This is a genomic window from Botrimarina hoheduenensis (assembly GCF_007859815.1).
Classification (GTDB): domain Bacteria; phylum Planctomycetota; class Planctomycetia; order Pirellulales; family Lacipirellulaceae; genus Botrimarina; species Botrimarina hoheduenensis.
Genome location: NZ_SJPH01000003.1, coordinates 525523 through 549083 on the forward strand (window position 1 = coordinate 525523; position 23561 = coordinate 549083).

Annotated in this window: 20 protein-coding genes; 11 read left to right on the plus strand and 9 right to left on the minus strand. The window is 63.3% G+C overall.

Annotation, left to right across the window (positions count from 1 at the left end):
• Nucleotides 1–305 precede the first annotated feature (305 nt).
• Nucleotides 306–812, plus strand: coding sequence for a hypothetical protein (locus Pla111_RS09445; RefSeq protein ID WP_146573645.1), 507 nt, complete (start codon nt 306–308; stop codon nt 810–812).
• A gap of 205 nt (nt 813–1017) precedes the next feature.
• On the opposite strand, the gene Pla111_RS09450 is transcribed toward Pla111_RS09445, so the two are convergent.
• The 6 genes from Pla111_RS09450 to Pla111_RS09475 all read right to left on the minus strand — a co-directional run bounded on the left by Pla111_RS09450 (nt 1018) and on the right by Pla111_RS09475 (nt 6335).
• Nucleotides 1018–2307: a beta-ketoacyl-[acyl-carrier-protein] synthase family protein gene (locus tag Pla111_RS09450; protein ID WP_449240190.1), complete on the minus strand. Its 1290-nt coding sequence runs from the start codon at nt 2305–2307 to the stop codon at nt 1018–1020.
• A gap of 210 nt (nt 2308–2517) precedes the next feature.
• On the minus strand, nt 2518–3075 hold the full coding sequence (locus Pla111_RS09455) for a beta-hydroxyacyl-ACP dehydratase (protein WP_146573649.1): 558 nt from the start codon (nt 3073–3075) through the stop codon (nt 2518–2520).
• A gap of 124 nt (nt 3076–3199) precedes the next feature.
• Complete coding sequence (locus Pla111_RS09460; RefSeq protein WP_146573651.1) at nt 3200–3583, minus strand: acyl carrier protein; 384 nt, start codon at nt 3581–3583, stop codon at nt 3200–3202.
• A 168-nt stretch (nt 3584–3751) separates the two neighbouring features.
• Complete coding sequence (locus Pla111_RS09465; protein WP_146573653.1) at nt 3752–4231, minus strand: 3-hydroxyacyl-ACP dehydratase FabZ family protein; 480 nt, start codon at nt 4229–4231, stop codon at nt 3752–3754.
• Nucleotides 4232–4490: 259 nt separating this feature from the next.
• Entirely contained in the window at nt 4491–5783 is a 1293-nt protein-coding gene (locus Pla111_RS09470) for an aminotransferase class V-fold PLP-dependent enzyme (protein ID WP_146573655.1), read from the minus strand.
• A 165-nt stretch (nt 5784–5948) separates the two neighbouring features.
• Entirely contained in the window at nt 5949–6335 is a 387-nt protein-coding gene (locus tag Pla111_RS09475) for an iron-sulfur cluster assembly scaffold protein (RefSeq protein WP_146573657.1), read from the minus strand.
• Between the two features lie 297 nt (nt 6336–6632).
• Here Pla111_RS09475 and Pla111_RS09480 point away from each other — a divergent pair, with 297 nt between their 5' ends.
• On the plus strand, nt 6633–8906 hold the full coding sequence (locus tag Pla111_RS09480) for a WD40 repeat domain-containing protein (protein ID WP_146573659.1): 2274 nt from the start codon (nt 6633–6635) through the stop codon (nt 8904–8906).
• A gap of 315 nt (nt 8907–9221) precedes the next feature.
• Here the strand turns inward: Pla111_RS09480 and Pla111_RS17205 are convergent, their stop codons facing one another.
• Both Pla111_RS17205 and Pla111_RS09485 read right to left on the minus strand, forming a co-directional pair.
• A complete protein-coding gene (locus Pla111_RS17205; RefSeq protein WP_197524896.1) occupies nt 9222–9392 on the minus strand; it encodes a hypothetical protein in 171 nt (56 codons plus the stop codon).
• Nucleotides 9393–9486: 94 nt separating this feature from the next.
• Nucleotides 9487–10308, minus strand: a complete 822-nt coding sequence (locus Pla111_RS09485) for an undecaprenyl-diphosphate phosphatase (RefSeq protein ID WP_146573661.1) — start codon at nt 10306–10308, stop codon at nt 9487–9489.
• A 144-nt stretch (nt 10309–10452) separates the two neighbouring features.
• On the opposite strand from Pla111_RS09485, the gene Pla111_RS09490 reads away from it, so the two are divergent.
• The 3 genes from Pla111_RS09490 (at nt 10453) to Pla111_RS09495 (ending at nt 14710) form a co-directional block, all read left to right on the plus strand.
• On the plus strand, nt 10453–11424 hold the full coding sequence (locus Pla111_RS09490; protein WP_146573663.1) for an MBL fold metallo-hydrolase: 972 nt from the start codon (nt 10453–10455) through the stop codon (nt 11422–11424).
• A gap of 245 nt (nt 11425–11669) precedes the next feature.
• Nucleotides 11670–13385 carry a hypothetical protein gene (locus Pla111_RS17210; protein WP_197524897.1) on the plus strand — a complete coding sequence of 572 codons (1716 nt, stop codon included), beginning with the start codon at nt 11670–11672 and terminating at the stop codon, nt 13383–13385.
• A gap of 11 nt (nt 13386–13396) precedes the next feature.
• Nucleotides 13397–14710 (plus strand): polysaccharide biosynthesis/export family protein, encoded by a 1314-nt coding sequence (locus Pla111_RS09495; RefSeq protein WP_197524898.1) that lies wholly within the window; start codon nt 13397–13399, stop codon nt 14708–14710.
• Nucleotides 14711–14721: 11 nt separating this feature from the next.
• Here the strand turns inward: Pla111_RS09495 and Pla111_RS09500 are convergent, their stop codons facing one another.
• On the minus strand, nt 14722–15231 hold the full coding sequence (locus tag Pla111_RS09500) for a peptide chain release factor-like protein (RefSeq protein ID WP_146573667.1): 510 nt from the start codon (nt 15229–15231) through the stop codon (nt 14722–14724).
• An 87-nt stretch (nt 15232–15318) separates the two neighbouring features.
• Here Pla111_RS09500 and Pla111_RS09505 point away from each other — a divergent pair, with 87 nt between their 5' ends.
• From Pla111_RS09505 to Pla111_RS09530, 6 genes are all read left to right on the plus strand, one after another.
• Nucleotides 15319–15936: a hypothetical protein gene (locus Pla111_RS09505; protein ID WP_146573669.1), complete on the plus strand. Its 618-nt coding sequence runs from the start codon at nt 15319–15321 to the stop codon at nt 15934–15936.
• Nucleotides 15937–15981: 45 nt separating this feature from the next.
• Nucleotides 15982–17601, plus strand: a complete 1620-nt coding sequence (locus Pla111_RS09510) for a sulfatase (RefSeq protein ID WP_146573671.1) — start codon at nt 15982–15984, stop codon at nt 17599–17601.
• A gap of 443 nt (nt 17602–18044) precedes the next feature.
• On the plus strand, nt 18045–18752 hold the full coding sequence (locus Pla111_RS09515; RefSeq protein WP_146573673.1) for a TetR/AcrR family transcriptional regulator: 708 nt from the start codon (nt 18045–18047) through the stop codon (nt 18750–18752).
• Nucleotides 18753–18781: 29 nt separating this feature from the next.
• A complete protein-coding gene (locus tag Pla111_RS09520) occupies nt 18782–20290 on the plus strand; it encodes a DUF1254 domain-containing protein (protein ID WP_231930880.1) in 1509 nt (502 codons plus the stop codon).
• A 60-nt stretch (nt 20291–20350) separates the two neighbouring features.
• The gene (locus Pla111_RS09525; protein WP_146573677.1) at nt 20351–21883 is read left to right on the plus strand and encodes a DUF1254 domain-containing protein; all 1533 of its coding nucleotides are present in this window, start codon (nt 20351–20353) and stop codon (nt 21881–21883) included.
• Nucleotides 21884–21945: 62 nt separating this feature from the next.
• A complete protein-coding gene (locus Pla111_RS09530) occupies nt 21946–23475 on the plus strand; it encodes a DUF1254 domain-containing protein (RefSeq protein WP_146573679.1) in 1530 nt (509 codons plus the stop codon).
• The last annotated feature ends 86 nt before the right edge of the window (nt 23476–23561 follow it).

Consider the following 23561-nt stretch of genomic DNA (forward strand, 5'->3'; position numbering starts at 1 on the left):
GGCGGTCGGCCAGGTCGAAAGGACCGCTTCGCCAGCCCCGAGCGGTTCTTCCCGAACCGCTTCTGAGCATGGCTTTCTAACAAACCTCAGTGGTCGCTCGCTACGGCATCGGCAACAGAAGGGGTGCTAGCACGCACGTTGCGCGGATCGCTCGGGTCGCGCCGACGGCAGCGAAAGGTTGGATTGATCGGGTTGCGCCGCCGATATCTGTCCAACAGACGCCTTGCCGCCACGCGTCGGGCCGATCGTACGGCCCGGCGAGATGACTCAGCGTGGCGCGGGGAAATCCTGGGGGGGAAACCGAGATGAAGATCTATCAAGCCGCTATCGCGGCTGCGCTGATGGCGTCGGGCGTGGGATGCGCCACCATGAGCCCGTGCGGCTCGTCCATCGATCCGGGGTGCTGCGGCGTGCCGGGCCGGTGTGGAGCCCCGACACAGATTCTCGACGGCCGGTGCCAAACCGGCCCGGGAATCTTTGACCGACTTGGCTGGACACGCCGCGGAGTCGAGTGCGGTGAAATGATGTGCCTGGGCGATGGCGGCTGCGCCCAAGGGGCCTGCGGCTGTGGTCCTGGCCCGTGTGGCCCCGGTGGGGCGTGCGGCATGGGCGGTGCTTGCGGTAACGGCCAAAACTCCATGACGGGTTGCGTCAACAAGCTGCTGGACTGCAACGGCATGTGCGGCGGTGGTGACCGCAACTACAACTTCAATCCCGGTCCGCCAACCGGTCAGGTCGCTTACCCGTACTACACCACACGCGGGCCGCGTGACTTTCTGATGGCCAACCCGCCCTCGATTGGCCCGCGCTGATCGGAGCTTCTTGGCTCGATCAATCGTGTCATAGTCGGGAAAACCGTTTACCAGCCGCCGCGGCGCAGAAAACTGCGCTGTCGGCGGCTGGTTGCGTTTTTAGAGCCCCCGCAACCTCGCCGTGGCGTTATTTCACGGTGACGATCATGATTCTGAGCGCCGCTGACGCGAGACGTCCGTGCGAAACGCCCTCGGCGGGTCGGTCTCAGACCGCTCCAGCGATGAGCGTCACATTCTGGCCGCCAAAGCCGAAGCTGTTCGAGAGCACCGTCTTGCAGGCCTTGTCGCGCGGCGCGTTGGGGACGTAGTCCAGATCGCAATCGGGATCGGGGTTCTCGTAGTTGATCGTCGGCGGCAGCACCCCCTCGGCGAGCACTTTCAAGCAGATGATCAGCTCGGTCGCCCCAGCAGCGGCGATCAGGTGCCCCATCATGCTCTTGGTGCTCGAAACGGGCGTCTTGTAGGCGTGATCGCCCAGCGACTGCTTGAGCGCGAGCGATTCGACCCGGTCGTTGACGCTGGTACTCGTGCCGTGCGCGTTCACGTAATCGACTTCTTGCGGGTTCTTACCCGCGTCCGCCAAGGCGATGTTCAAGCAAGCCGTTGCGCCACGTCCCTCGGGGTGCGTGTCGGTAATGCGGAACGCATCGGCGGTCGCGCCGTAGCCGAGCAGTTCGCCATAGATATGGGCACCGCGGGCACGGGCGTGTTCGTACTCTTCAAGGATCACCATCGCGGCCCCCTCGCCGAGTACGAAGCCATCGCGGTCGCGGTCGAACGGCCGGCTAGCGCGGTGCGGCTCGTCGTTCCGCTCGCTGAGGGCCGTCAGCAGGTTGAACCCGGTAACGCCGAAGGGGTGAATCATGCTGTGACAACCCCCCGAGACCATTGCCACGGCGTCGCCGCGACGGATCATCTCGGTGGCTTCGCCAATCGCTTGGCTGCTAGCGGCGCAAGCCGTCAGGCAATTGCTGGTGGGGCCTTGCGCTCCGGCGAGCGCCGCGACATAGCCGGCCGGCATGTTGGGCTCTTGTTCGAGTTCCAGCCGCGGGTCGAGGCGGCTGAGCCCCTCGCTCACAAAGCGGGCGACATCGAGCTCGCCCCCTTCCAGGGCCGCGGTCATCATCGCTGCAAAGGCGTGGAAGTCTTGCTGTCCTTCGCCGGCCCCCAGATAGACGCCTAGCTTGGTCGGGTCGAGCGTGCCACCATGATCCGCGGTCGCTAGCCCCGAGTCCATCAACGCCTGCTTGGCCGCTCCGACCGCAAAGCGGGTGTGCCGACCGCGCCGCGCCCAGACGGCTTCGTCCTCGCCCACCGAGGCGATCGACCAATCACGCACCTCGGCCGAGATCTTGGTCGGAAACGCCGAGGCATCGAAGAGCGTGGTGCTCTTCACCGCGCTCTTGCACGCTAGCATGTTGGCCCACAACTGATCGACCGTATGGCCGAGCGGCGTAACACAGCCCATCCCGGTAACGACAACACGACGACGCATGGCAATCGAGGCTACAAGCCTAGGAGGCAGGAGGAATCGGAGCGGACACTCGGGCGTGGCCGCCTGGCACGGACGGGAGAAACCTTGTCGGACGGGGGAAATCGAGCCCGATGGCTCGCCTACTTACCCCGTTCGTACAGCCTAAGGGCCGAGTATTCTACCCGAAACCGCCGCAGCCGCGGCCTCGGGAAATAGACCCCCGAGAATCGCTTACACTTTGACTGGCAGGCCGTAATCCTGGGGCTTCATCCGCTCGCCGTCGGCTCGAACCCCCACGGTAAAGACCCCGGTCGTGTGCAGCCAGCGGACCAGCATGGCCGGATCGAAGAGCCGGGCGGGCTTCGTGCCAGCGATCGACTCGGGGGCGTCGGAACCAACCCGCGCGAAAAAGATCTCGGCCTCGGCCTGCGGCCGATCGGGCCTGCCGCCCGAGCCAAGCACCGTGCCGGTTACGGTGCACTGGGCTCCCGCATCAACGGTGCGTCCGATCCGCGCCTCGTAGCGCAGCGCATCGCCCGGGCGGGCCAATCCGCTGAAGGTCAACTTTGTGAACTTGGCAAGAACTACCAGCTCCTGAAATTGATACAGCTCGCTGACCAACAGCCCCGCGGTTTGTGCCATCCCTTCGGCGATGAGCGTGTTGGGCATCGTCGGATAGATGTCCCAGTGGTCGTGCACGAGCTCATCCGAGAGCGAGACGCCCTTCATACCTGTCGCGTGCGAACCCGCGACATACTCGGTGAAACGATCGACCCAGAACCAACGCATGCGAAAAGACTTATCCTTTAACTGCTCAAAAGCTGCGCCCGCTCATCTGCACAGCGCAGACCAGCGGGCAAAAACAAGGGCTTATAACGGCGAGCGGCACCTCGGTGAGAGGTGTCGTGCCGACTCAGCCCATCTTGTGCGCAACAAAGTTGCACATGTCTTCGACCGTTAGCTGCTTGCCGAGCTTCTGCACCTGCGGGTCTTTCTCGAAGGCTTCGAGGTTCGCAAAGGGCATCCGCTCGCGGAGCTTGGTCATGCCGACTTCGTTCAGCTTGCCGTCGGCAACGTAGTCTTTGTTGGTGAGGATATCTTCGGGGAACAGCTCACCACGCTCGATCTTGATGTCAAACGCCTTCTCCAGCCGGAAGACGATGTCCAGGAAGTCGATGCTCTCGGCGTCGAGGTCGCCCTGAAGGGTTGCCTCGGGGGTGACCTCATCGTCTTCGACGCCTAGCGCCTCGACAAGCGCTTCTTGGACCTTGGCGAAAATCTCTTCGTTATCCGGCATGCTGATCTCTTTACTACTCGCGGGGGAAAAGCCGACTCATCGGATCGGCGCTAGCCGGGTGATCCGGCTTGGTGGATGCGATCGGTAACCGTGATATCGGTTGGGCGAAACGCGGCGGGGGGGAATCGATCGGAAGGGGCGACGGTTGAGACAGGAAAGCGGCTCGGCTCAAACACCGGCCTGGGGGCAGATCACGGTCTGCACATTGGTTAGGTATCGCTTAACGTGGGCGTCCACCAACGCTTGCGAGGGATCGGAATCAGCCAAGTTATATCGCTCAACCACCAACCGGCCTGAGAGCGAAACCGAATCGCCCACTTTTCCGATCACCTTGAGCGTCGCGTCTCGCTCGTCCTTCTTTAGGAGCTCGACCTCGATATCCAGGCGCGAACCCGGCCGGACGAAGTCGGTGTATTTGATGTTCTTAGCCTCTTTCAGGGCGATCACGCTATGCTTCATGCCCTCGGTCAGCCTGAGCAACCAGGCCGAAGCCTGAGTAGCCGCCTCCAGCATAAAAACGCCAGGGAGCACGGGAAACTCGGGAAAATGATCCTGCAAGTACTCCTCGCTAAGACTCACCTGCTTCGAGGCGCGCAAACGCTCGCCGGGCACAAACGACTCAATGCGGTCGAGCAACCAAAACCGCATAGAGAGTTTCTCAGCCGCCGCACAAACCAGTAGGAACGTCGCCGCTCCGCCTGGCTGCCTTGGCGATATGGGGGATATGGGTAGTTAGACAGCGGATTATAATCCGTCTCGGGCAGCCCTTCAACGCTATCGGATCAATCGAATGCCCCCAGCGTGGACACTCAGGTGGGTGCCGTCCAGGGGGGGCAAACCATGGCTCTGCCAGTGGTTGCGCCGCAGGGGGCCTGAACTGCCGTGCCTCTCCCCGCCGACCGGCTCCTCATGCGTCAATACGACCCCGACGCCGGCGACCGGTGGGACGGAATCGTTCCCGCACCTCGCCCAGCGCGGCGATCAGCAGGTCGACCTCGGCCGGGGTGTTGTACAAGTAAAAACTCGCCCGGGTGCTGGCGGCGATGCCCATCCGGTCGTGCAGCGGCTGGGTGCAGTGGTGCCCGGCGCGAACCGCTATGCCGCGGCGGTCCAGCAGCTGAGCGATATCGTGGGCATGCGGGCGATCCAAGACAAAGCTCACCAGACCCGCTCGACATGGGTCGTCGCTGCCACCCGGTGCCGGGCCCAGCAGCCGGATGCCGGCGATCTGGCTCAGCCCCGACCATGCCCGCTCAACGAGCGTGTGCTCGTGTGCGGCGATTCGCTCCAGACCGATCGCCGTCAGATAATCGAGCGCGGCTCCCAGGCCGATCGCTCCGGCAATCGGCGGCGTGCCCGCCTCAAACTTCGCGGGGAGATCCGCCGGGGTAAACCGGTCGTCGTAGACGCGGTTGATCATGCTCCCCCCGCCTAAAAACGGAGGCATGGTTTCTAGCAGCGTTTCGCGTCCGTAGAGCACCCCGACACCCGACGGGCCGCACAGTTTGTGGCCGCTGAAGACCAAGAAGTCGCACCCCATCTGCTGCACGTTGGTGGTCAGGTGCGGGGCGCTCTGAGCCGCGTCGACCAGCGAAACGGCCCCCACCGCTCGCGCCCGGCGGCAGAGCGCCTCGACCGGGTTGATCGTCCCCAGCGTGTTGCTGACCGCGGTGAACGCCACCAGCTTAGTGCGCTCGGTCAGCACCTCGTCGAGACGATCGAGCTGGAGCACACCGTCGTCGCTCATCGGCATGTGGCGGATCACTGCCCCGGTGCGCTCGGCCAGCTGGAACCAAGGCACCAGATTCGAATGGTGCTCCATCGGCGTGAGCAGCAGTTCATCGCCTGCGTGGACGTTGGCGTCGCCCCAGCTGCGTGCAACGGTGTTGATGCCCGCCGTGGTGCCGGCGGTAAAGATCACCTCATGCGCGTGCTCGGCGGCAAGAAACGCTTGCGTCTTGCGCCGCGCCAACTCGTAGGCATCGGTCGAGCGTTCGCTGAGGACATGGATGCCACGATGAACGTTGGCGTAGTCGTGCTCGTAGCAGTGGACGATCGCGTCGATCACCTGCCGGGGCCGTTGGCTGCTGGCGGCGTTGTCCAGAAACACGAGTGGCTGCCCCGGGTGCACGTCTTGCGCAAGCAGGGGGAAGTCATCGCGGAGCGACGCATCGAGCAAGAAATCCGTCAACGGGACCACTACTTTCGCTTAGAGAACCTAACCTCGGCCGGGTGCTTGCCCGGTCAGACCGCGACGGGCCCGTACCAAGAGGTATCGAGTTTAGCACGACCAAGAAGGAGAACCGACGGGACGGCGGTCACAGGCCGCTTACGAACGGCCAAGGCACCGCATGGCTCTGTCCGATCACCGCTCCACCGGCGAGTACACTGCCTGCTGGATCACACGCCACGACAACAGACAGCATTTTTGGCGGTTGGGGGTAAGTCGCGGACCATAGAGCTTGAGCATGTCCTCGGCGGTGAAGGCTTTGACTTCATCGACGGTCTTGCCGCACAGCGCTTCGAGCAGCATCGAGGCCGAGGCTTGGCTGATGACGCAGCCGTCTCCCTCGAAGGCACAGTCCTCGATCTTGCCGGCGGGGTCGAGCTTGAGGGCGATGCGCACCACGTCTCCGCAGAGGGGGTTTTTGTCGTGATGGGCGTGCGTGGCATCCAGGAGCGGCCCGTTGTGGAACGGGTCCTCGTAGTGATCGAGGATATGCTCCTGATAGATCTCTTCTTCGCTGGGCATACGCGGGGCGGGACGACGTCTTGGTGTCGGGAAAGAGGATTGACTAACAAGACTCTAGGGGGATCATGCCGCCGGGGCAACTTGCCGTATTTATGCGATTTTCGCCGTCAGGCATCTAATTATCAAATTAAACTGCCAACCTGCCAAGACACTCGTCTCAAGGCATGTCACCGATCGCCCGATGTTCTCGCCTGAGCAACCGGTATGTTTTCTCGCCTCAAAGGGTTTTCTCGCCTCAACGGGATGGTTCTCGCCTCGGTTCTTTCCGGAGCAAGCATTCTATCTGGTCCTCTCGCAGTGGCTCAAAGCAGCCGCGAGGGACGCATTCAAGAGCACCTGCGCACTCTCGACTCGGGAATCGGCCACGAGCAAGAGGCGGCCGCCAACGCTCTGCTGCTGGTCGACCCCTCGAGCGTCGATCCCGAGCTACGCAAGAAAATCGCGCGCACCTTTCGCGATAAAGCTCTCAACTCGCACTCCCATGACAAAGGACCGCTCATTCACGGCTTGGTTCACTGGGGGGGGAAGTACAGCACCACGGTGCTGATCGAGATACTACGGTCCGAAAAACTGCGTGTCGACAAAGAGATCTTCGATGCGCTGGCTGAATCGGAATCCACCGAGGCAGCCGAAGCGGTAGCCGCGCTGCTGGGCAACTTTTTCAACAGCGATGCGGCGGCGCAATGCCTCGTCCAGATGGGCCCGATCGCCGAACCGGTCGTGATTCGTGCAGCAAAGACAGCGCCGGGCGATATGTCGATGGCGGCCGTTAACGTGCTTGGTGAAATCGGGGGCGAGGCCGGCCTTAAAGCGCTCCGACAGCTCTCGGGCCGCGGGCCCGTCGAGCAGCGTTCGGCCGCCAAACTTGCCGCCGCCCGAGTGCGCAGTCGCCTGCAAGCGGGCGACGAAGAGAAAGATCAGTACGCCGAAGAGGCCCCCCCCGCAATCGATCCGGACGACCCCTTCGCACCCCCTGCCAATGGCGGCAAGGGTCTCTCTGGTCACGATGAGGAAGGGGATTGGTCCCAAGTTGAGGCCCCTTTGGCAAATCGCCCTCGCCCCGGCAGCTTCCGCCCCGACCCCGCCCCCAAGACCGACGCTAAGCCGCCACGCTTTAAGTCAACGCGATTGAGCGACCTGCCGGGGCATGGCATCTCGCATCCGATCGCGGTCAGCATGACGCGCGCCGATCCAACTCGGCTAGCGGTGGTTATCAATGACGCCATGGCATCGAGATCCGCTTCCGTGCAACTGGTCGATGCAAGTGCCGGACGCGTGAAACGACTGCAACAGCTTCCGCCCGACATCAAGCACGCAGCCCTCTCGCCCCGAGGCCGCCGGCTGGCAACCATGGCCGAAGAAGGTAGACACCGCGAGCGCATGCGGATCGACATCTGGGAGTTGGCTCACAAAGAGCCAAAGCTCATCGAATCGTGGCGTCCCTACCACCAAGACCATCGCGAGATCTTAGCTACCGACCCTCGGTGGATCGCCTGGACGGATGAGGATCATCTCCTGACGCTAAATCGCGCGGGCGATCTGGTCCGCTGGAAAACAGCGGGCGCTGTCGCGCAAACCCGCTGGAAAATCGACGGCTGGTCGCTCCCCGTGATGAGCCCCGGCGGCCGACAGATTGCCGCCGTCGCTCCCGATGGCATCCTGGTCTTTGATGTCGAGTCGGGCGATACGCTCTTCTGGTTCGAGGAAAAGCTCGAACGGGATCGCGGACTCGGATTCGATCCCACCGGGACGAAGCTCGCCTGTGTCGAGGGAACTCGCATCCGCATCTGGGATCTGGCCACCGCCGAAACCCTTACGGACTTTCACGTCAAAGACATCGCTCGAATCGGAGATGACGCAACCAAGCCCCTTTCTTTCTTGGGTGACGAGCGGCTCGTTGTACGGGGTCGTCAGGCGGTTGATGTCGTCGATCTCGTGCAGCGCCGCGTACTGACACGCGGCGAGCACTCCGCCGACTACCTGGCTGGCTGCGAGGGAACAACCCTGTTGGCGTGCGTCTTCGGTCAAACCCCGGCCCTGTATGCGGAGAGGGCACCAGACGCCGAGGTTGCCCCCTCCCCGCGCGTGGATGATCCCGAGTCGCTGCTCGCCATCCGCCCCGGTTCGGCAATTGCGCTCGATGTGCGCGTTGGCTCGGGACTGGATCAAGAAGTGCGACAACTCCTGACCACTGCCATCACCCAAGCCGGGCATGTGCTCGATCCCAACGCCACCACCAAGCTGGTAGCGCGGCAAGAATCGAAGCAAGAGGTCATTACCTACAAGGGTTTCCACACCCCCTCGTGGGTCGATGACGGAAAGCAGGTCAGTGTCGAAGAAAAAATCTACACGGCAACCTTGTTCATTGAGGGGGAAGCGGCCTGGCGTTACATGGCCAAACAAGGCGCTCAGCACATGCTGCACACGCAGCAGGGCGAATCGTACCAAGAAGCGTCCGATCGCGCGATGCAAGCCAACGCCAACTACTTTCGCCGGGTATCGGTGCCCCGCTATCTGGTCGCCCCCCAGCACGCCGGACCGCTCCAGACCGTCAAGCTCCGCGGAAAGTAGGGGCGTTCGCCGCGCTTGCGGCATCGGCGTATGCGCAGCAGATCGCACCGCTTGCCGTCTATTCCGCCGCCACGCAACAACCGACCCCCTAACCCGGAGCGCTTGTGTGGCTAGCGCCCCTCGCCGCACTTGCTCAACGGCGGCGATGAGTGATCGCGCGGCGTGTTTTACGCCGCACCCCAGCGGTCGTCTTTTAATTGGCAGGCTTTGATCTGCCGCTCCCCGAGGCAAACGCCCTCAGGCCGATCGGCGAGCACAAACCGTTGAAACAGTGACCCTCGCGCATCTGGCGTATTGCCTCATGTACCGCAGTATCTACTGTTGTTCCAACTGCACGAGTTCGCTCTTGTTGATATCGAGCCACTCGTATCGCGTGTTCGCGTCGTACGTCAGCAACGCATCACCTGGAGAGAGCCAATCTCGCTCGATCAGCCGGCTTGCGAAACGCCCGCGGTGAGGATCGCCAACAGCCGGATCAGGCTTCACATGGAAGCGCTCATGGTTGGAGAGAACAACGCAAACAACGTATTAGGACCGCTCGATGTCCTGCCCTGTGCGCTGGCCAGATACCACGCCAATTTCAAAGCAGCCCCAGTCGCCACACAAGCACCGCCACGCCGAGCGGTACCAGGTACCACGCAAACACCGCCAGGCGGCCCCGTTTAACCCACCGGATCAGCAGCGCCAGCGCGCCCCATCCGACGACGAACGCCGCCGCGAAACCGAGCGCCAGATTCGGCAGCGACGTGCCGGTCGAACCGTCCTGGAAGATGTCGAGCCCCTCTAAGACCCCCGCGCCGAGAATGGCGGGGATCGCCAACAAAAACGCGAACGTGCTGGCCGCCTCGCGCGAGAGCCCCGCCGCTAGTCCCGCCGCAATCGTCGAGCCGCTCCGCGACACGCCCGGCAGGATCGCAAACGCCTGGGCGGTGCCGATCGCCAGCGCGCGGCGCCAGCCGAGCTGCTGATAGGCGATCCCCCCGCCGCGCGCCTCGTTGCGCGCCGATGAGCGCGCCCCGTACCACAAAATGGCAGCGGTCACAAAGAACATGCAGCCCGACAGGAGGACGTTCTCCAGCAGCGCATCGCCCGCTGCGTCGCTGAGGCCCTTCTTGATACCCACGCCGACAATCGCGGCAGGGATCGTGCCGACGACCAGCACCGGCAGCACACGGCGATCCGCGCCCATGAGCCGCGCGATCTCGCGGCGGTAATAAACCAGCACGCTGGCGAGCGTCCCTAGGTGCAGCGCGATACTGACTTCGACAAGGTCCTTGGTGGGGGGCCTGCCGAGCGATTCCAGCAGCGCGTTGGCGACCACCAGATGGCCCGACGAGCTGACCGGCAGAAACTCGGTAAGCCCTTGCACCACGGCGAGGATCAAAATTTCCAGAAGGCCCATGCGGCTTGCGGCGTGTAGTGAGAGAGAGATGCCAAGCGGAGCGGCTCGGCGGGCGGGGTCGAGGCGAGCGGGGTATTATGCTCTGGCGTCGCCGTTTCCGCAGTCCGCCCCCGCCCCGACTCCTCTCTTCCCCCCTTATTGCTGGTGTTTGCGTATCAGGAAGGACTGCTGCTAACCGGCCCGCGGATGTGGGTCGATTGTCGGCGTCGGCAGGGGCGGTCATTCGTGTCGCACGCGCACGCCGACCACATGGCCCGCCACGAGCTGGCGTGGTGCACCCCCGAGACCGGTGCGCTGTACCAGCATCGGCTGGGGCGTCGGCCGGTGCGTGAAATGCGGCTGGGCGAGGCGATCGCCTGCGGCGACCTGCGGCTAACCGCCCTGCCAGCGGGCCACTGCCTGGGATCGGCCATGCTGCTGGCGAACGATGGCGAACGATCGCTGCTGTACACGGGCGACTACAAGCTGGGACCGTCGCTCACGGCCGTGGAAGCCGAGGTGCGCCGGGCGGATTGGCTGGTGATGGAAACCACGTTCGGTCGGCCCGCGTATCGGCTCCCGCCCCGCAATGAGGTCATCGAGCGGTTTATCGAGCTGGTCCAAGCGGCGCTCGCCGCGGGACGCACGCCGGTGGTACACGCTTACGCGCTGGGCAAGAGCCAAGAAGCAACCAAGATCCTCACCACCCACGGCGTGCCCGTGCTGCAGCACCCAATGGTGTGGGGGGTGAGCCAGGTTTACGAAGCGTGCGGCATGCCACTCGCGACGGACGGGGCCGATGTGGCGCTGTACCGCGGCCGGCCGCTGGCGGGCCATGCCGTGGTGACGCTGCCGCGTTCGATGAAGCAGCACCGTTTGGCCGGGTTGGGGCCGACGACCTCGATCGCGCTGACCGGCTGGGCGGCGGCAGAGAACGCCCCCTATCGGCTCCAGGTCGACCACGCCCTGCCGCTTTCGGACCATGCCGACTACGACCAGCTGCTTGAGCTCGTTGAACGGGTCGAGCCGCGACGGGTGTTCTGCACGCACGGCCCGCGCGCGTTTGTCGAAGACCTGCGCGGACGGGGCTGGGACGCCGAGCCGTTGGACGCCGAGCCGCAGAGGCGGCTGTTTTAGGCAACCCTTTTTAGGCAATCACGCTAGCGGCGGCGGGCCGCAGCGACCCGCGCGGCAGCCGCGGCGGGCGCGCGACTGTACCGATTATGCGGCCGCTGGCGCCGTTGGTCCGCTGGCACCGGGCCGGTTTTGCTAGTTGTCCGCTTCGCAGGGCGACGAAGTTCCCTCTGACGGAGAGAGCGCCGGTATGGAGCCGCATGCGCACCGTTGTTGTTTGCCTTCGCCGAGCAGGGAAGCCGCCGCGGATGCCGATCTTTGAGCCCAACCCTTCGCCCCCCGCCCGCCAGCCGGCTCGCCGAGCCGCTCTGCGGCTTGCGGCCGTATCGGCCTGCTTGGCGGTGTTCGTGGCGTCGTTGGCCACGGCCATCACGCTCGTGATCGTGCGGCCCGGAGCGCCGACGACCCGCTCCGCTGAGGATCCGCTGCCGACCACCTTCTCCGTTGCGCCCACGTCGCCCCGCCTGGCGATGTACGGCCCGGCGCTCGGCTCGGCGGCACCGGATGATGATTACGCAATGATGGCGCGCGAGCGGGAGCTGCACGCCGCGATTCGGGCAACACGTCAAGCACAGGGTGCCCGCCCCGCCCCACCGCTGACGAGCGTCAACGAGTGGGTCGAGCCGCTGGTGATCGATAACCCGGCCGCCTTCGGTCCGCCCGCCGACGACTCGGTTCCCCTGCCACCGTCGGTTAAAAAACACCGCCCGGCACCGTACAACGTCGCTGCTGCGCAGCCCGCAAGCGATCCGTCCGAGAATCAATCCCTCGACGCGCGCTTGGCAAATCACGCCGGCCGAGGCCCCTCGATAGACCGCGCCAATGACGCGATCGAGCCTTCGTACGTTTACGAAGAGTCTGCCGACTCGCTTGATGACACGTCCTCGTTTGGTGAGTCAGCGTTTGGTGCCGAACCGGTGCTCTCCGCGGCGGATCGCGCGAGCTTTACCGACTCGGTCGCGGACCTCAGCCAGCGTCTGACACCGATGGTGCGAAGCGGGTTTGCCCTGGGCCGAGCCGGTGCGATGTACGCGGCTCGCAATCGCTTTATCGGCGTGCTCCGGCGGATCGCCAGCGCAAAGGATTCTCAACAGGGCTCGACCAATCACTCCGAAGCGCTCGCCGCGGGCTTGCGAGCTCTCGACGAAGCCGACGACTTCGCGCCGACCGGCGATGCGCTCGAGGCAGAACTGGACGTGCGTTCGATCGCCCTCTCGCACGGGACGGCGGTGGTGCGTGAAGCCGCCGGCGAAACGGCCGCTCACGAAGCCGTTGCGCTGTACTGCCGGGAGGCGGTCGATCGGCTCGCCGAAGCCGCCGCCGGCGAGCCCGCCGGCTCGATGGCGCTCTACGGTCTCGGGAAGACCTATGCCCGCATCGACGCGCAGTCAGACGATCCGCACGCGGCGCGGAAGTGCCTGGTGATGCACCAAGCAGCGATCGCCGCGCGGCCCGAGAACCATCTGGCGGCCAATGAGTTGGGCGTGCGTTTGGCGATGGCCGGTCGCTACGACCAGGCGAGTGTCGCGTTGCGTCGCGCAGCGGGTCAGCAGGGTGCCGCCGCAACGGTCTACGAAAATCTGGCGCAAGTCGAACGGCGATTGGGACGCACCGCCCAAGCCACTTCGATCGCCGCGGCCGGTCAGCGGATCGCTCAAACCGAGATCCGTCACGGTGCCGTCTCGCGGCGGCACGGTGTGGAATGGGTTCGGCCCGAGGCATTCAACAACGGTGCCGGGTCGGCTGGCGATACTCTGCCCGCAACCGCGTCGGCCCGCACCACCCCGTCCCCCGTCGCGCAGGCCCCCGTCGCGCAGGCCCCGGCGAAAGAGTCGCCTGGGGCGTGGCAACAGGCGGTCAACTTTGTGAAGACCAAGTCGGGGTGGTCACCCGCCCCCGCCGCTCCCGTCGCGGCCCCCGCGGCTCACCCTGTCGCCGCGCAATACACGCCGGTTCTCCGTTAACGCTGCGATCGATGATCCGACTTGTGAAATGCAACGCTGCTGTTGTCGGCCTGGCTTTGGCCGTGTGCTGGTGCGCCGTTTCCACGTCGCAGGCCGCTCCGCCACCGATGTTCGAGGGCCCCGCGGCGATGTCGTCCGGCAACGCCGGCTGTAGCAGTGTTTGCGCGACGGGCGGCTGTGCGACCACCACCTGCAACCCCGCGGCACCGCACCGCATCTGGGCCGTCGATAGCATGGCTTCGCCGTGCGATGGGTGTGGCAACATCCAAGGCGAGGTTGGCTGGGACGCCCGCGGCTACTTCGACTGGCAAAACTACGCGCAGGGTCAGTACGTCGGGCAAGCCCGCTCGGCCCATGTGCCCGAGTATCGGTTGCGGGTCGATGACTCGCTGGCGGTCTACTTCCTCCGCACGCGCGAGGTTCTGTCGCGGCCTTACGAGTTGCAGGTGGGCGATCGCATCCGGGTGGAGTCGCTGACCGCGGGCAGCACCGCCGGCCTGAGCACCAGCGGCGCGCAGTCCAGCAGCCGCGAAGACGACCTCAACCGCGAGGTCGTGGTGCAACCCGACGGCATGATCACGCTGCCGCTGGTGGGGCGAGTCCCGGCGGCACGGCAGCGCGTCGATGTGCTGCAAGCAAGTCTCGAAAAGCGCTACATGAAATTCTACAACGTGCCGGCGATCACGGTGACACCAATCGTTGTGAACACGCGGTTGGAAGACCTCTTAGAAACGGTCGATGCCCGCGGCGGACAGCTCGGCGGACGCCAGCTGCAAGTGGTGGTCACGCCCGCGGGCAAGCTCCAGCTGCCCGGCGTGGGAAGCGTCTACGTGCAGGGGCTTACGCTCGCCGAAGCCAAGCAAGAGATCGACGCGCGTTACGCCGCGTCCATTCCCGGTGTGAGCGTGACGGTCGACCTCGTGCAACGGGCACCGCGCTTCATCTACGTGCTGGGGCAAGTCGGCCAACCCGGACGCTTCCAGCTCGAAGGCCCCACCACCACCATGCAGGCGATCGCTCTGGCCGGTGGCTGGCAAGTAGGCGCTAACCTACGGCAGGTTGTTGTCTTTCGCCGGGGAGAAGACTGGCGCCTGATGGCAACCATGCTCGACCTGCGTGGTGCTCTCTATGGCCGACGCCCCGCGCCGGCCGACGAGATCTGGCTGGCCGATGCGGACATCGTGCTCGTGCCCAAGTCTCCCATCGAAGCGCTCGACGAGTTGATCGAACAGGTCTTTACGCGCGGTGTGTACGCCGCGGTGCCGATCGAGCTGATCTGGGGGCAAGGCTTCAACACGGTGAGTGCGATCACCAGCGGCTTCTAACCCCCCTGCCCCTAACGCAGCGGGCCGAGCCCGCGCGCCGCTCGGCCGGCATTGAGTTGGTTCAGAGCCGCGGGCTCACCGCTCAGCAGCCGCACGAGCTGCGTCCGCGATACCGCCAGTTGCTCGGCCGCGAGGGCCTCGTCTCCACCCGCGCGGGCGATGTGGTCGAGCGCCTCGGCTAACAAAGCCGGGTAGTCGTCGTGCTCGACGCTCACGCTCAGCTTGCGGCCCGCCGAACGTTGCCGCCACAGCGGCGTTGGTTCGTCCGCTGGTACTGCACGATGCTCGACCGCCAACCGCAGCCGCAACCGACGCACCGCCACCATGCGGTTCTGCTGCTGGCTGCGGCGTTCGTTCGCTTCGGCGCTCAAACCGGTCGGGCGATGCAGCAGCACCACCGCCGTTTCAACTTTGTTGCGGTGCTGTCCGCCCGGCCCCGAGCGGCGTAGTCGGCGCTCGTCGCAATCGGCCAGCAGCGTTGCCAACGGGAGCTGCGCGGGATGCACGAGCGAATAACCCAACGGTGGAGAGATAAGTAATTCGGCTAGCTTGCGTCGGCCGGCCGCCCCGGCTGTGGCAAAGGGGGCTCAAAGCGTAGGCTGAGGGGCATGGCGAGTTCCACCCCAACCCCGATCGCCGGCGTTCATCCGGCCGGCCTGCGCGAAGCAACGATCGCCACCGTGTGGCCCAGCATCGCCGCGGGCGGTTGGGGCCGTTGGCTGGGGCGGCTGTACGCACTCCGAGCGGGCGTCTCGCTCGGCGGCGTGCCGATCACCGTCGGCTGGCTGCTGGTCGTCGTGACCACGCCGCTCGCCGGCTTGCTCTACTTGGCTAAGAAGGTGCCCCGCAAACCTTTGGTGGTCTTCGGTGCCCGCAACCCCCACGCGGTTTGTTATCGGGTCACGAATCGACGGATTCTGATCCTCGCGCCGCTCGAGCGCGACACGGCCCCCGATGCCGCCCTTTCGCACGCCGATTACGACGAGATCGCGATCGAGGTTCTGCCGGGACAAGCCTGGTTCCACGCCGCGGATGTCGTTTTCCTCCACCACGGGACCGAGCGCTTACGGCTGGCGGGCGTGCCCCGTCCCGAACCGTTTCGCGAGCTGTGCCGCAAGACGCAGCGCGCCGCGGCGATTGTCCCGGCGGCGGTGCCGGTGCCGACCAAGCTCAACCCGCTGCGTCCGTCGTCCGGGGGCCCCACGCCCACCCTATCGACGAGTTAACGCCGCGTTCGCCCCCTCTTCTTTTCCCCTTGGGAACCTTGTGCCATGCGCTTCCTGACGGTTTGGCTCACGATCGGCGGAGCGATTGCCTTGCTCTTTGGCAGCGGCACGGCTTGGGGCGACACCCGTCCCGCGCGTCCCCATGTCCTGGTCATCGTGGCCGACGATCTCGGTTGGCGCGATCTGGGTGCGACCGGCAGTGATTTCTATCAAACGCCGCACATCGACAGCCTCTTCGACCGCGGCACCCGGTTCGAGCGGGCCTACGCCAGCTGCCAGGTCTGTAGCCCCTCGCGCGCCAGCCTGCTCACCGGCCAAGCACCGCCGCGGCACGGCATCACCGACTACCTGGGGGCCGACGGGCCACAAACCTGGCGACGCAACACCAAGCTGCTTCCGGCCCCCATGGCGTCGCACCTGCCGCACGCGCCGACGACCCTTGCCGAGTGCTTTTCTGCCGCGGGCTACGTGACGTTCTTCGCCGGTAAATGGCACCTGGGCGGCGCGGGATCGCTCCCCACCGATCACGGTTTCGACATCAACGTCGGCGGCTATCACGCCGGCCATCCGGCCAACGGCTTCTTCTCTCCCTACAAAAACTCTTCTCTGCCGGACGGCCCGCCGGGCGAGTCACTCCCCCTGCGGCTCGGTGTCGAGACCGCCCGCTTTATCGAAACCCACGCCGCCGCGTCGGCCGACGCGGCAACCGCCAAGCCGTTCTTTGCGCTGCTCTCGTTCTATTCGGTCCACTCCCCCATCCAGTGCACCCAAGCGCGGTGGGCCAAGTATCAGCGGCTGGCCACGGCATCGGCACCGGCCGGCCCGCTGTCGCGCTTCTTGATCGATCGCACGCTCCCGGTGCGCCAACGGCAAGACCACCCGGTTTACGCCGGCATGGTCGAGGCGATGGACGACGCCGTGGGGCTCGTGCTCGCTGCGCTCAGCGCGCAGGGGCTCAGCGAACAGACGATCGTCGTCTTCACTTCCGACAACGGCGGCGTGGCGTCGGGCGATGGCTACGCGACGGCCAACCTGCCGCTGCGGGGCGGCAAAGGCCGCCAGTGGGAGGGGGGGTTGCGCGTCCCCTTGGTGATCGCCCTGCCGGGCGTCGTGCCGGCGGCACAGCGCATCGCGACGCCGGCCCTCCATTCCGACCTGTACCGCACGCTGACCGACCTGGCGCAACTGCCCCCCAGCGCGGTGGCCAATCGGACCGATACCGACAGCGTCAGCCTGGTGCCGTCGATGCGCGGAGCCCCGGCGGCCCCGCGGCCGCTCTACTGGCACTATCCGCACTACGGCAATCAGGGGGGCGAGCCTTCGTCGATCGTGCAGCGTGGCACGTGGAAGCTGATCCGCTACCACGAAGACGGACGCGAAGAGCTGTACGATCTGTCGCAAGACAGGGGCGAGCAGCAGAACTTGGCCCTCGGCCAGCCGCAGCGTGTGGCCGAGCTGGGTGCGCTGCTCGACACGTGGCTCGCCGAGACCGGCGCACGCCAACCGACCGCCAACCCGCGCTACGACGCGGCATTGGCCGAGCGCGAGCGGCACAACATCAGGGTGCGGGAGCTGCCCCGGTTAGAAGAACAGGCCGAGCGCTTCCTGCAAGCCGACTACCAGCCCAACCCCACCTGGTGGGGTTCGCAGGCAGCAGCGGAGTGAAGCCCACCGGCAGCGACGCACGGCACTCCCCCAACCGCCAAGAAAAGACACCGTCAACGAACGCTAACCGGTACGCAAAGATGCGGGCAAGGCGTTACAAGCGGCGTGAGCACGCTGCGCGTGCCGGTTGGGAGTGATGAGCTTGAGGTTGACTTGCTGCGCAGGTTTGAGGCGGAGTCGAACCTACCGCGGTGGGAAAGACCTCGGCGGATTCATAGCCGGCCTTCGACGCCGAGGTTGAGGCAACCGCTGCGAGTTTGAGCGGTGCCGAAATGCGAGCGGTGTTCCTCCCCGACGCAGTTTTAACGCAATCAAAAACTGCCTTCCACAGGGGTGTTCGCGGCCAATCACGACGCGGGGGCCTCTGAGTCAGCGACCGTATCCCAGTCGCACAGCCGAGGGTGGCTTGCACTACTGGCATCGCGTCATTAGTATATGACACAATGTCAGAAACAAAGCTCAGTCAGATTCGTCGCCGCAACGACCCCACGAATCCTACGCCGCGGAAGTCCGAACGAACTCGGCAAGCGATTCTGGACGCTGCGTTGAAGTTCCTCTGGACGCAGCCCTTCCGCGACCTGACCGTCGGTAAGTTGATGTCGCTTGCCGGCACAAGCCGGTCGTCCTTTTACCAGTACTTCCAAGACTTGCACGACTTGATGGAGACGCTGCTCTGCGGCTTGGAAGAAGACATCTTCGGTGTCGCCGCGCCTTGGTTGCAGGGCGAAGGCGATCCCATCCCACTACTCGAAGAAACGATGGAGGGCCTGGTGCGCGTCTGCTATCAGCAGGGCCCGATTCTGCGGGCAGTTGCTGACGCCGCTCCCATGGATGAGCGGTTGGAAAAAGCGTGGGCGGATTTCCTGAAAGACTTCGACGACGCGGTCACGGATCGAATCGAACAACATCAGGCAGCGGGCTTGATCAAGCCGTTTGACGCTCGCCCAATAGCCATTTCCCTCAACCGCATGGACGCCTATCTGCTGATACATCACTTTGGCCGCCGTCCACGAGGAAACAGAGAATCGGTTCGCGAAGCGATCCTGCGAGTTTGGATCTTAACGCTCTACGGCGACAAGCCGTTGGCAGAATCTGTTCCCGGTAGTCGAGCGAAGCGACACGCGAAGCCGTCGAGATCAAAAAACAGTTAAGCACACTGAAAGGCCAGATTATGAAACTTATGACCACCATCGCATCAACACTTGGGTTATTGATCGGGTTAACTGCAACTGCTGTCTGTAACGCGCAGGTACCAAAGTTGAAGATGACTACGCCAATCCCTCCGGGCATCGCGACGCCGGATAAGTTGGAAACACGTTTGGGGGCGTTGCGTCTTGTGGACGGCGTACCCGACAAGGAGACCATACAGAAAGTCTATGACAATCTCGACTTCCAGCGCGGCGTGCAGGCCTACCTGAACAGCATTCAGATCGCTTCCATGTACGGAATGCGAAAGGGAATTCTCGAATTCGGCCCCGCCAACACAACCGCTCTGCTGTTCGAGAACCTGATGGACTCCAAGGCGTTATGGCTGACGCCCAACACCGTCAACATCTACATGACGACGTGGCTGGAGCTGAAAGACGAGCCGATGGTCATCGAGACGCCGCCCAACGTACTGGGCATCATCGACGATCACTGGTTTCACTACGTCACCGACTTTGGCAACGTAGGCCCGGACAAGGGCAAGGGCGGCAAGTTCCTGATCCTGCCGCCGGGTTACAAAGGCGACGTGCCCGATGGTTACTATGTGGCCCGCACCAATACCTATGGCAACTGGGTGATCTGGCGAGGCTTCCAGGTCGATGGCGATACCGCACCCGCTGTGAAAACGACAAAAGAGATTTTTAAGATTTATCCGCTATCCCAAAAAGACAACCCGCCCACGATGAAGTTCGTGAACATGTCGGGCAGGTTTAATAACACGATTCATCGCATGGACTTCGGGATCTACGAGGAGATCAATGAGGTAGTGCAGGCAGAGCCGAGCGAAGGACAGAGCCCTGAACTGCTGGGGATGCTGGCGTCGATCGGCATCAAAAAAGGGCAGCCGTTCCAGCCCAATGCGCGCATGAAGAAGATCCTGACCGAAGCTGCCGATGTCGCCGCTGCCACGGTGCGGGCAATCGCAGCAGCGCCGCGAGAGGAGCTGTTTTATTACTATCCCGGCGAAAGCTATTGGGTCAATGCATTCCCGGGTGGCAGCTACGAATTTGTCGAGGACGGTGCCGTGATGCTCGACGCCCGCGCGTTTTTTCACTTCTACGCCACCGGCATCACGCCAGCGATGACGCGTAAGATGGTCGGCAAGGGTTCGCAGTATGCCGTGAGCTACAAGGATGCTGAGGGCAATGCGCTTGATGGAAGCAAGACCTACAAAGTCCACCTGCCACCAAACGTACCGGCCAAGGATTTCTGGTCCTTCACACTGTACGACAACCAGACCCGAGCGATGCTGCAAACCGATCAGCGATTCCCCGGTGTCGCTAGCGTGGACAAAGGCGTGCAGCAAAACGCGGATGGTTCGTTCGACGTCTACTTCGGCCCCAAAGCACCGGTAGGTAAGGAAAACAACTGGATTCAAACCGTCCGCGGCAAAGGCTGGAACATGCTCTTTCGCCTTTACGGCCCACTCGATCCCTGGTTCGACAGGACCTGGCGGCCGGGTGACCCGGAGCGGGTCGAGTAAAGCGGCTGGCAAACGTCACCAAACCAGGAATGAAACAACGTTCCGTGGCAGGAGAGACAAATGAAAACGATCTATCGAATTGCACTCGCCGCCTTGTTGACGGCAGGACCGATGACACAGGCTTGGGCCCAACCGCCCAAAATGAAAATGACCACTCCCATCCCGGCGTCGATCACCGCCCCGGACAAGGTGGACTCGTCGATTGGTACGTTGCAGTTCTTCGACGGAGTGCCCACCGACGAAACAGTCGGAACGATATACGACTACCTCGACCGCTCGCGGGCGGTCAACGTGTTCATCAACTCGATCCCGATGCTGTCGATGTACACGCTTCGCGAAGGTCAAGCGAGTGTCGGTGCGGATACCTGCAACAAGATCTGCATCTGGGACAACCTAATGGACTCGAAGAGCCTGTTGCTCACCGGGAACACATCGACGATGTATGCGGTCGGTTTTCTGGATCTGCTGAAGGACGGTCCGACGGTGATCGATCTACCCCCGGGAATGCTAGGCATTCTGGATGATATGGCGTTTCGCTACATGACCGATCTCGGGGTGGCCGGCCCCGACAAGGGCAAGGGCGGCAAGTTTCTTGTACTCCCGCCCGACTACGACGGCAAGGTTCCGGATGGCTACTTCGTGGTGCCGTCGAAGACGAGCGGCGTGTGGGTGTTCATGCGCGGCTATCTCGACAAGAGCCTGCCGCTCGACAAGGCGATCCCGACCGCATCGGCCAACATCCGCAAAAACCTGAAGGTCTATCCGCTGTCGAAGAAGGACAGCCAGCCGAAGATGGAGTTCATCAACGTTTCCGGAAAGAAGATGAATACGATCCTGCCAAATGACTACACCTTCTTTGAAAAGCTGCACGACCTGATTCAGGGCGAGCCTGACGAATACCTCGGCCCGGAAGCCAAAGGGATGATGGCAGCCATCGGCATCGAAAAGGGCAAGCCGTTCAATCCCGATGCGCGAATGAAGAAGATTTTCACCGATGCCGCTGCCATCGGCAATGCCGCCGCCCGGGCCATCAGCTACTTCCCGCGCGAGCCGGGCAACTTCATCTATGGCAAGGACAGCGCCTGGGTGATGGCCTACGCCAACAAGGATACGGCCTTTGAAAAGGATGGTGCTTACAATCTCGATGCCCGCGCTTTGTTCCACTTCGGCTACATCTGCGTCTCTCCGGCAATGGCGGTGACGGTGGCCGGCAAGGGTTCGGACTATGGCCTGGCAATGCTCGATTCGAAGGGCCGGCCGCTGGACGGTTCGAAAACCTACCAGCTGCACTTGCCGCCCAACGTTCCGGTGAAAGACTTCTGGGCGGTGACGATGTACGACACCCAAACCCGTTCGCAACTGCAGACCAACCAGCAGTTCCCCACGCTGGGCAGCCAGACGAAGGGCATGAAACAGAATGCCGACGGGTCGTGGGACATCTACTTCGCCCCCAAACCACCCCAAGGGAAAGAAGGTAACTGGCTGCAGACCATACCGGGCAAGAGCTGGTGGATTGGCCTGCGGATGTACGGCCCCTTGCAGCCCTGGATCGACAAGACCTGGCGGCCGGACGAAATCGAGCTGGTCGAATAGTGGCTGGGTCTCCTGCCACATGGAAACACCGTGCGGCGGAAACAGAATTCGAAAAGAAAATAATGAACAAGCTTCAAATCAGAATAGCAATCGCTGTAATGACGATCGCCTGCCTTGCGGCACTGGCGCGGGCGCAGCAGTCTGCAGAAAAGAATATTTTCGAGTCCCCCGGCAAAAAGCAGACGGCTGCCGATTTCGAACCGGCGCCCGCGAAAATGGAAACCAACTTCGGCCCGCTCGAGTTCACCGGCGGAGCCTTTCCCACCAATGCTTCCGTGCAGAAGATCTACGATGAGTTGGATCAGCAGCGGGCGACCCAGGCCTACATGGATTTCTTTCCGGCGGCGTCGCTGTACGCCATCGTCAAGTCGCAGATTCGGGACTTCGGTTTCAAGTCCTCGTCGGAACTTGGCGTGACGGCCGATTTCATGACGCCGAGCGAAAACTATCTGACCGGCAACAACAGCACCATCTATGCTTTTGCGTCGATTGATTTGAAAGTTGACGGGCCCACGGTCGTCGAAATCCCACCTGGGATGTACGGCAACGCCAACGATGCTGCTTTCAAATACTTGACGGACTTCGGTCCAACCGGTCCGGATAAAGGCAATGGGGGCAAGTACCTCTTTCTGCCTCCCGGTGACAAGGGTGAAGTGCCCGACGGCTACTTTGTATTTCGCTCTCCCGGCTACCGGATTTGGGCCATGATGCGGGGCTTTGGTGAGGTCGGCACCGGTGATCAGGCCGTGAACTGGTTCAAGCAGCGTCTCCAGGTTTACCCGCTGGCAACCGGACCCAGAAAACAGACGGTCACCAACTGCTCCGGCAAGGGAGCCAATACACTGCCGCCGGAAGACGGTTCGTATTTTGCGATGCTCAACGATATCATCCAATACGAACCTTCGGAGCTATTCGACAGTGAGTTGCTGGGCCGCCTCGCAACGCTAGGAATCGAAAAAGGCAAGCCATTCAAGCCCGATGCGCGGATGAAGCGCATCTTTGACCAGGCTGCCAAACAGGCCGTCGCCATGTCCCGCGCGATCGTCTACGCCTCGCGCGATCCGGAAATTAATTACTGGAGCGACCGGCACTGGGAAAAGATGTTCATTCGCAACACGGAGTTCACAGAGCATGGTCACGCGGATATCGACGCGCGAACTCTCTGGCACTACCAAGCCATTTGCGTGTCCCCGAACCTGCTCTCCACCACTCCGGGCGTGGGAACTGCCTACTTGACGTGTTTCAGGGACGAGGAAGGGGCCTATTTGCTGGGAGACCGGAACTATCGGCTCCGCGTGTCGGCTAAACCGCCCGTGAAACGCTTTTGGGCCGTGACCGCGTACGACCCTATCAGTCGCAGCCTGCTCGATTCGGGAGGCAATATCACCGTCGGCAGCCTGGGAGATCCCGATGTGAACGCGGATGGCTCGGTGGATATTTATTTCGGGACTAAGGCCCCCAGGGGAAAAGAGAAGAACTGGATCAAGACCGATCCCGCTAAAGGGTTCTTTGTCGTCTTCCGCCTTTACGGTCCGCTCATGGGCTATATCGAGAAGAACTGGAAACTGAATGACTTTGAATTGCTGAAGTAGTATCGACCGATCCGCAGCCGAAGCGCCCACCCAAGTTCCTCCGTACTTGCTGTCGGTCACATCGCCCGCGAGCAATTTCGAGCAGC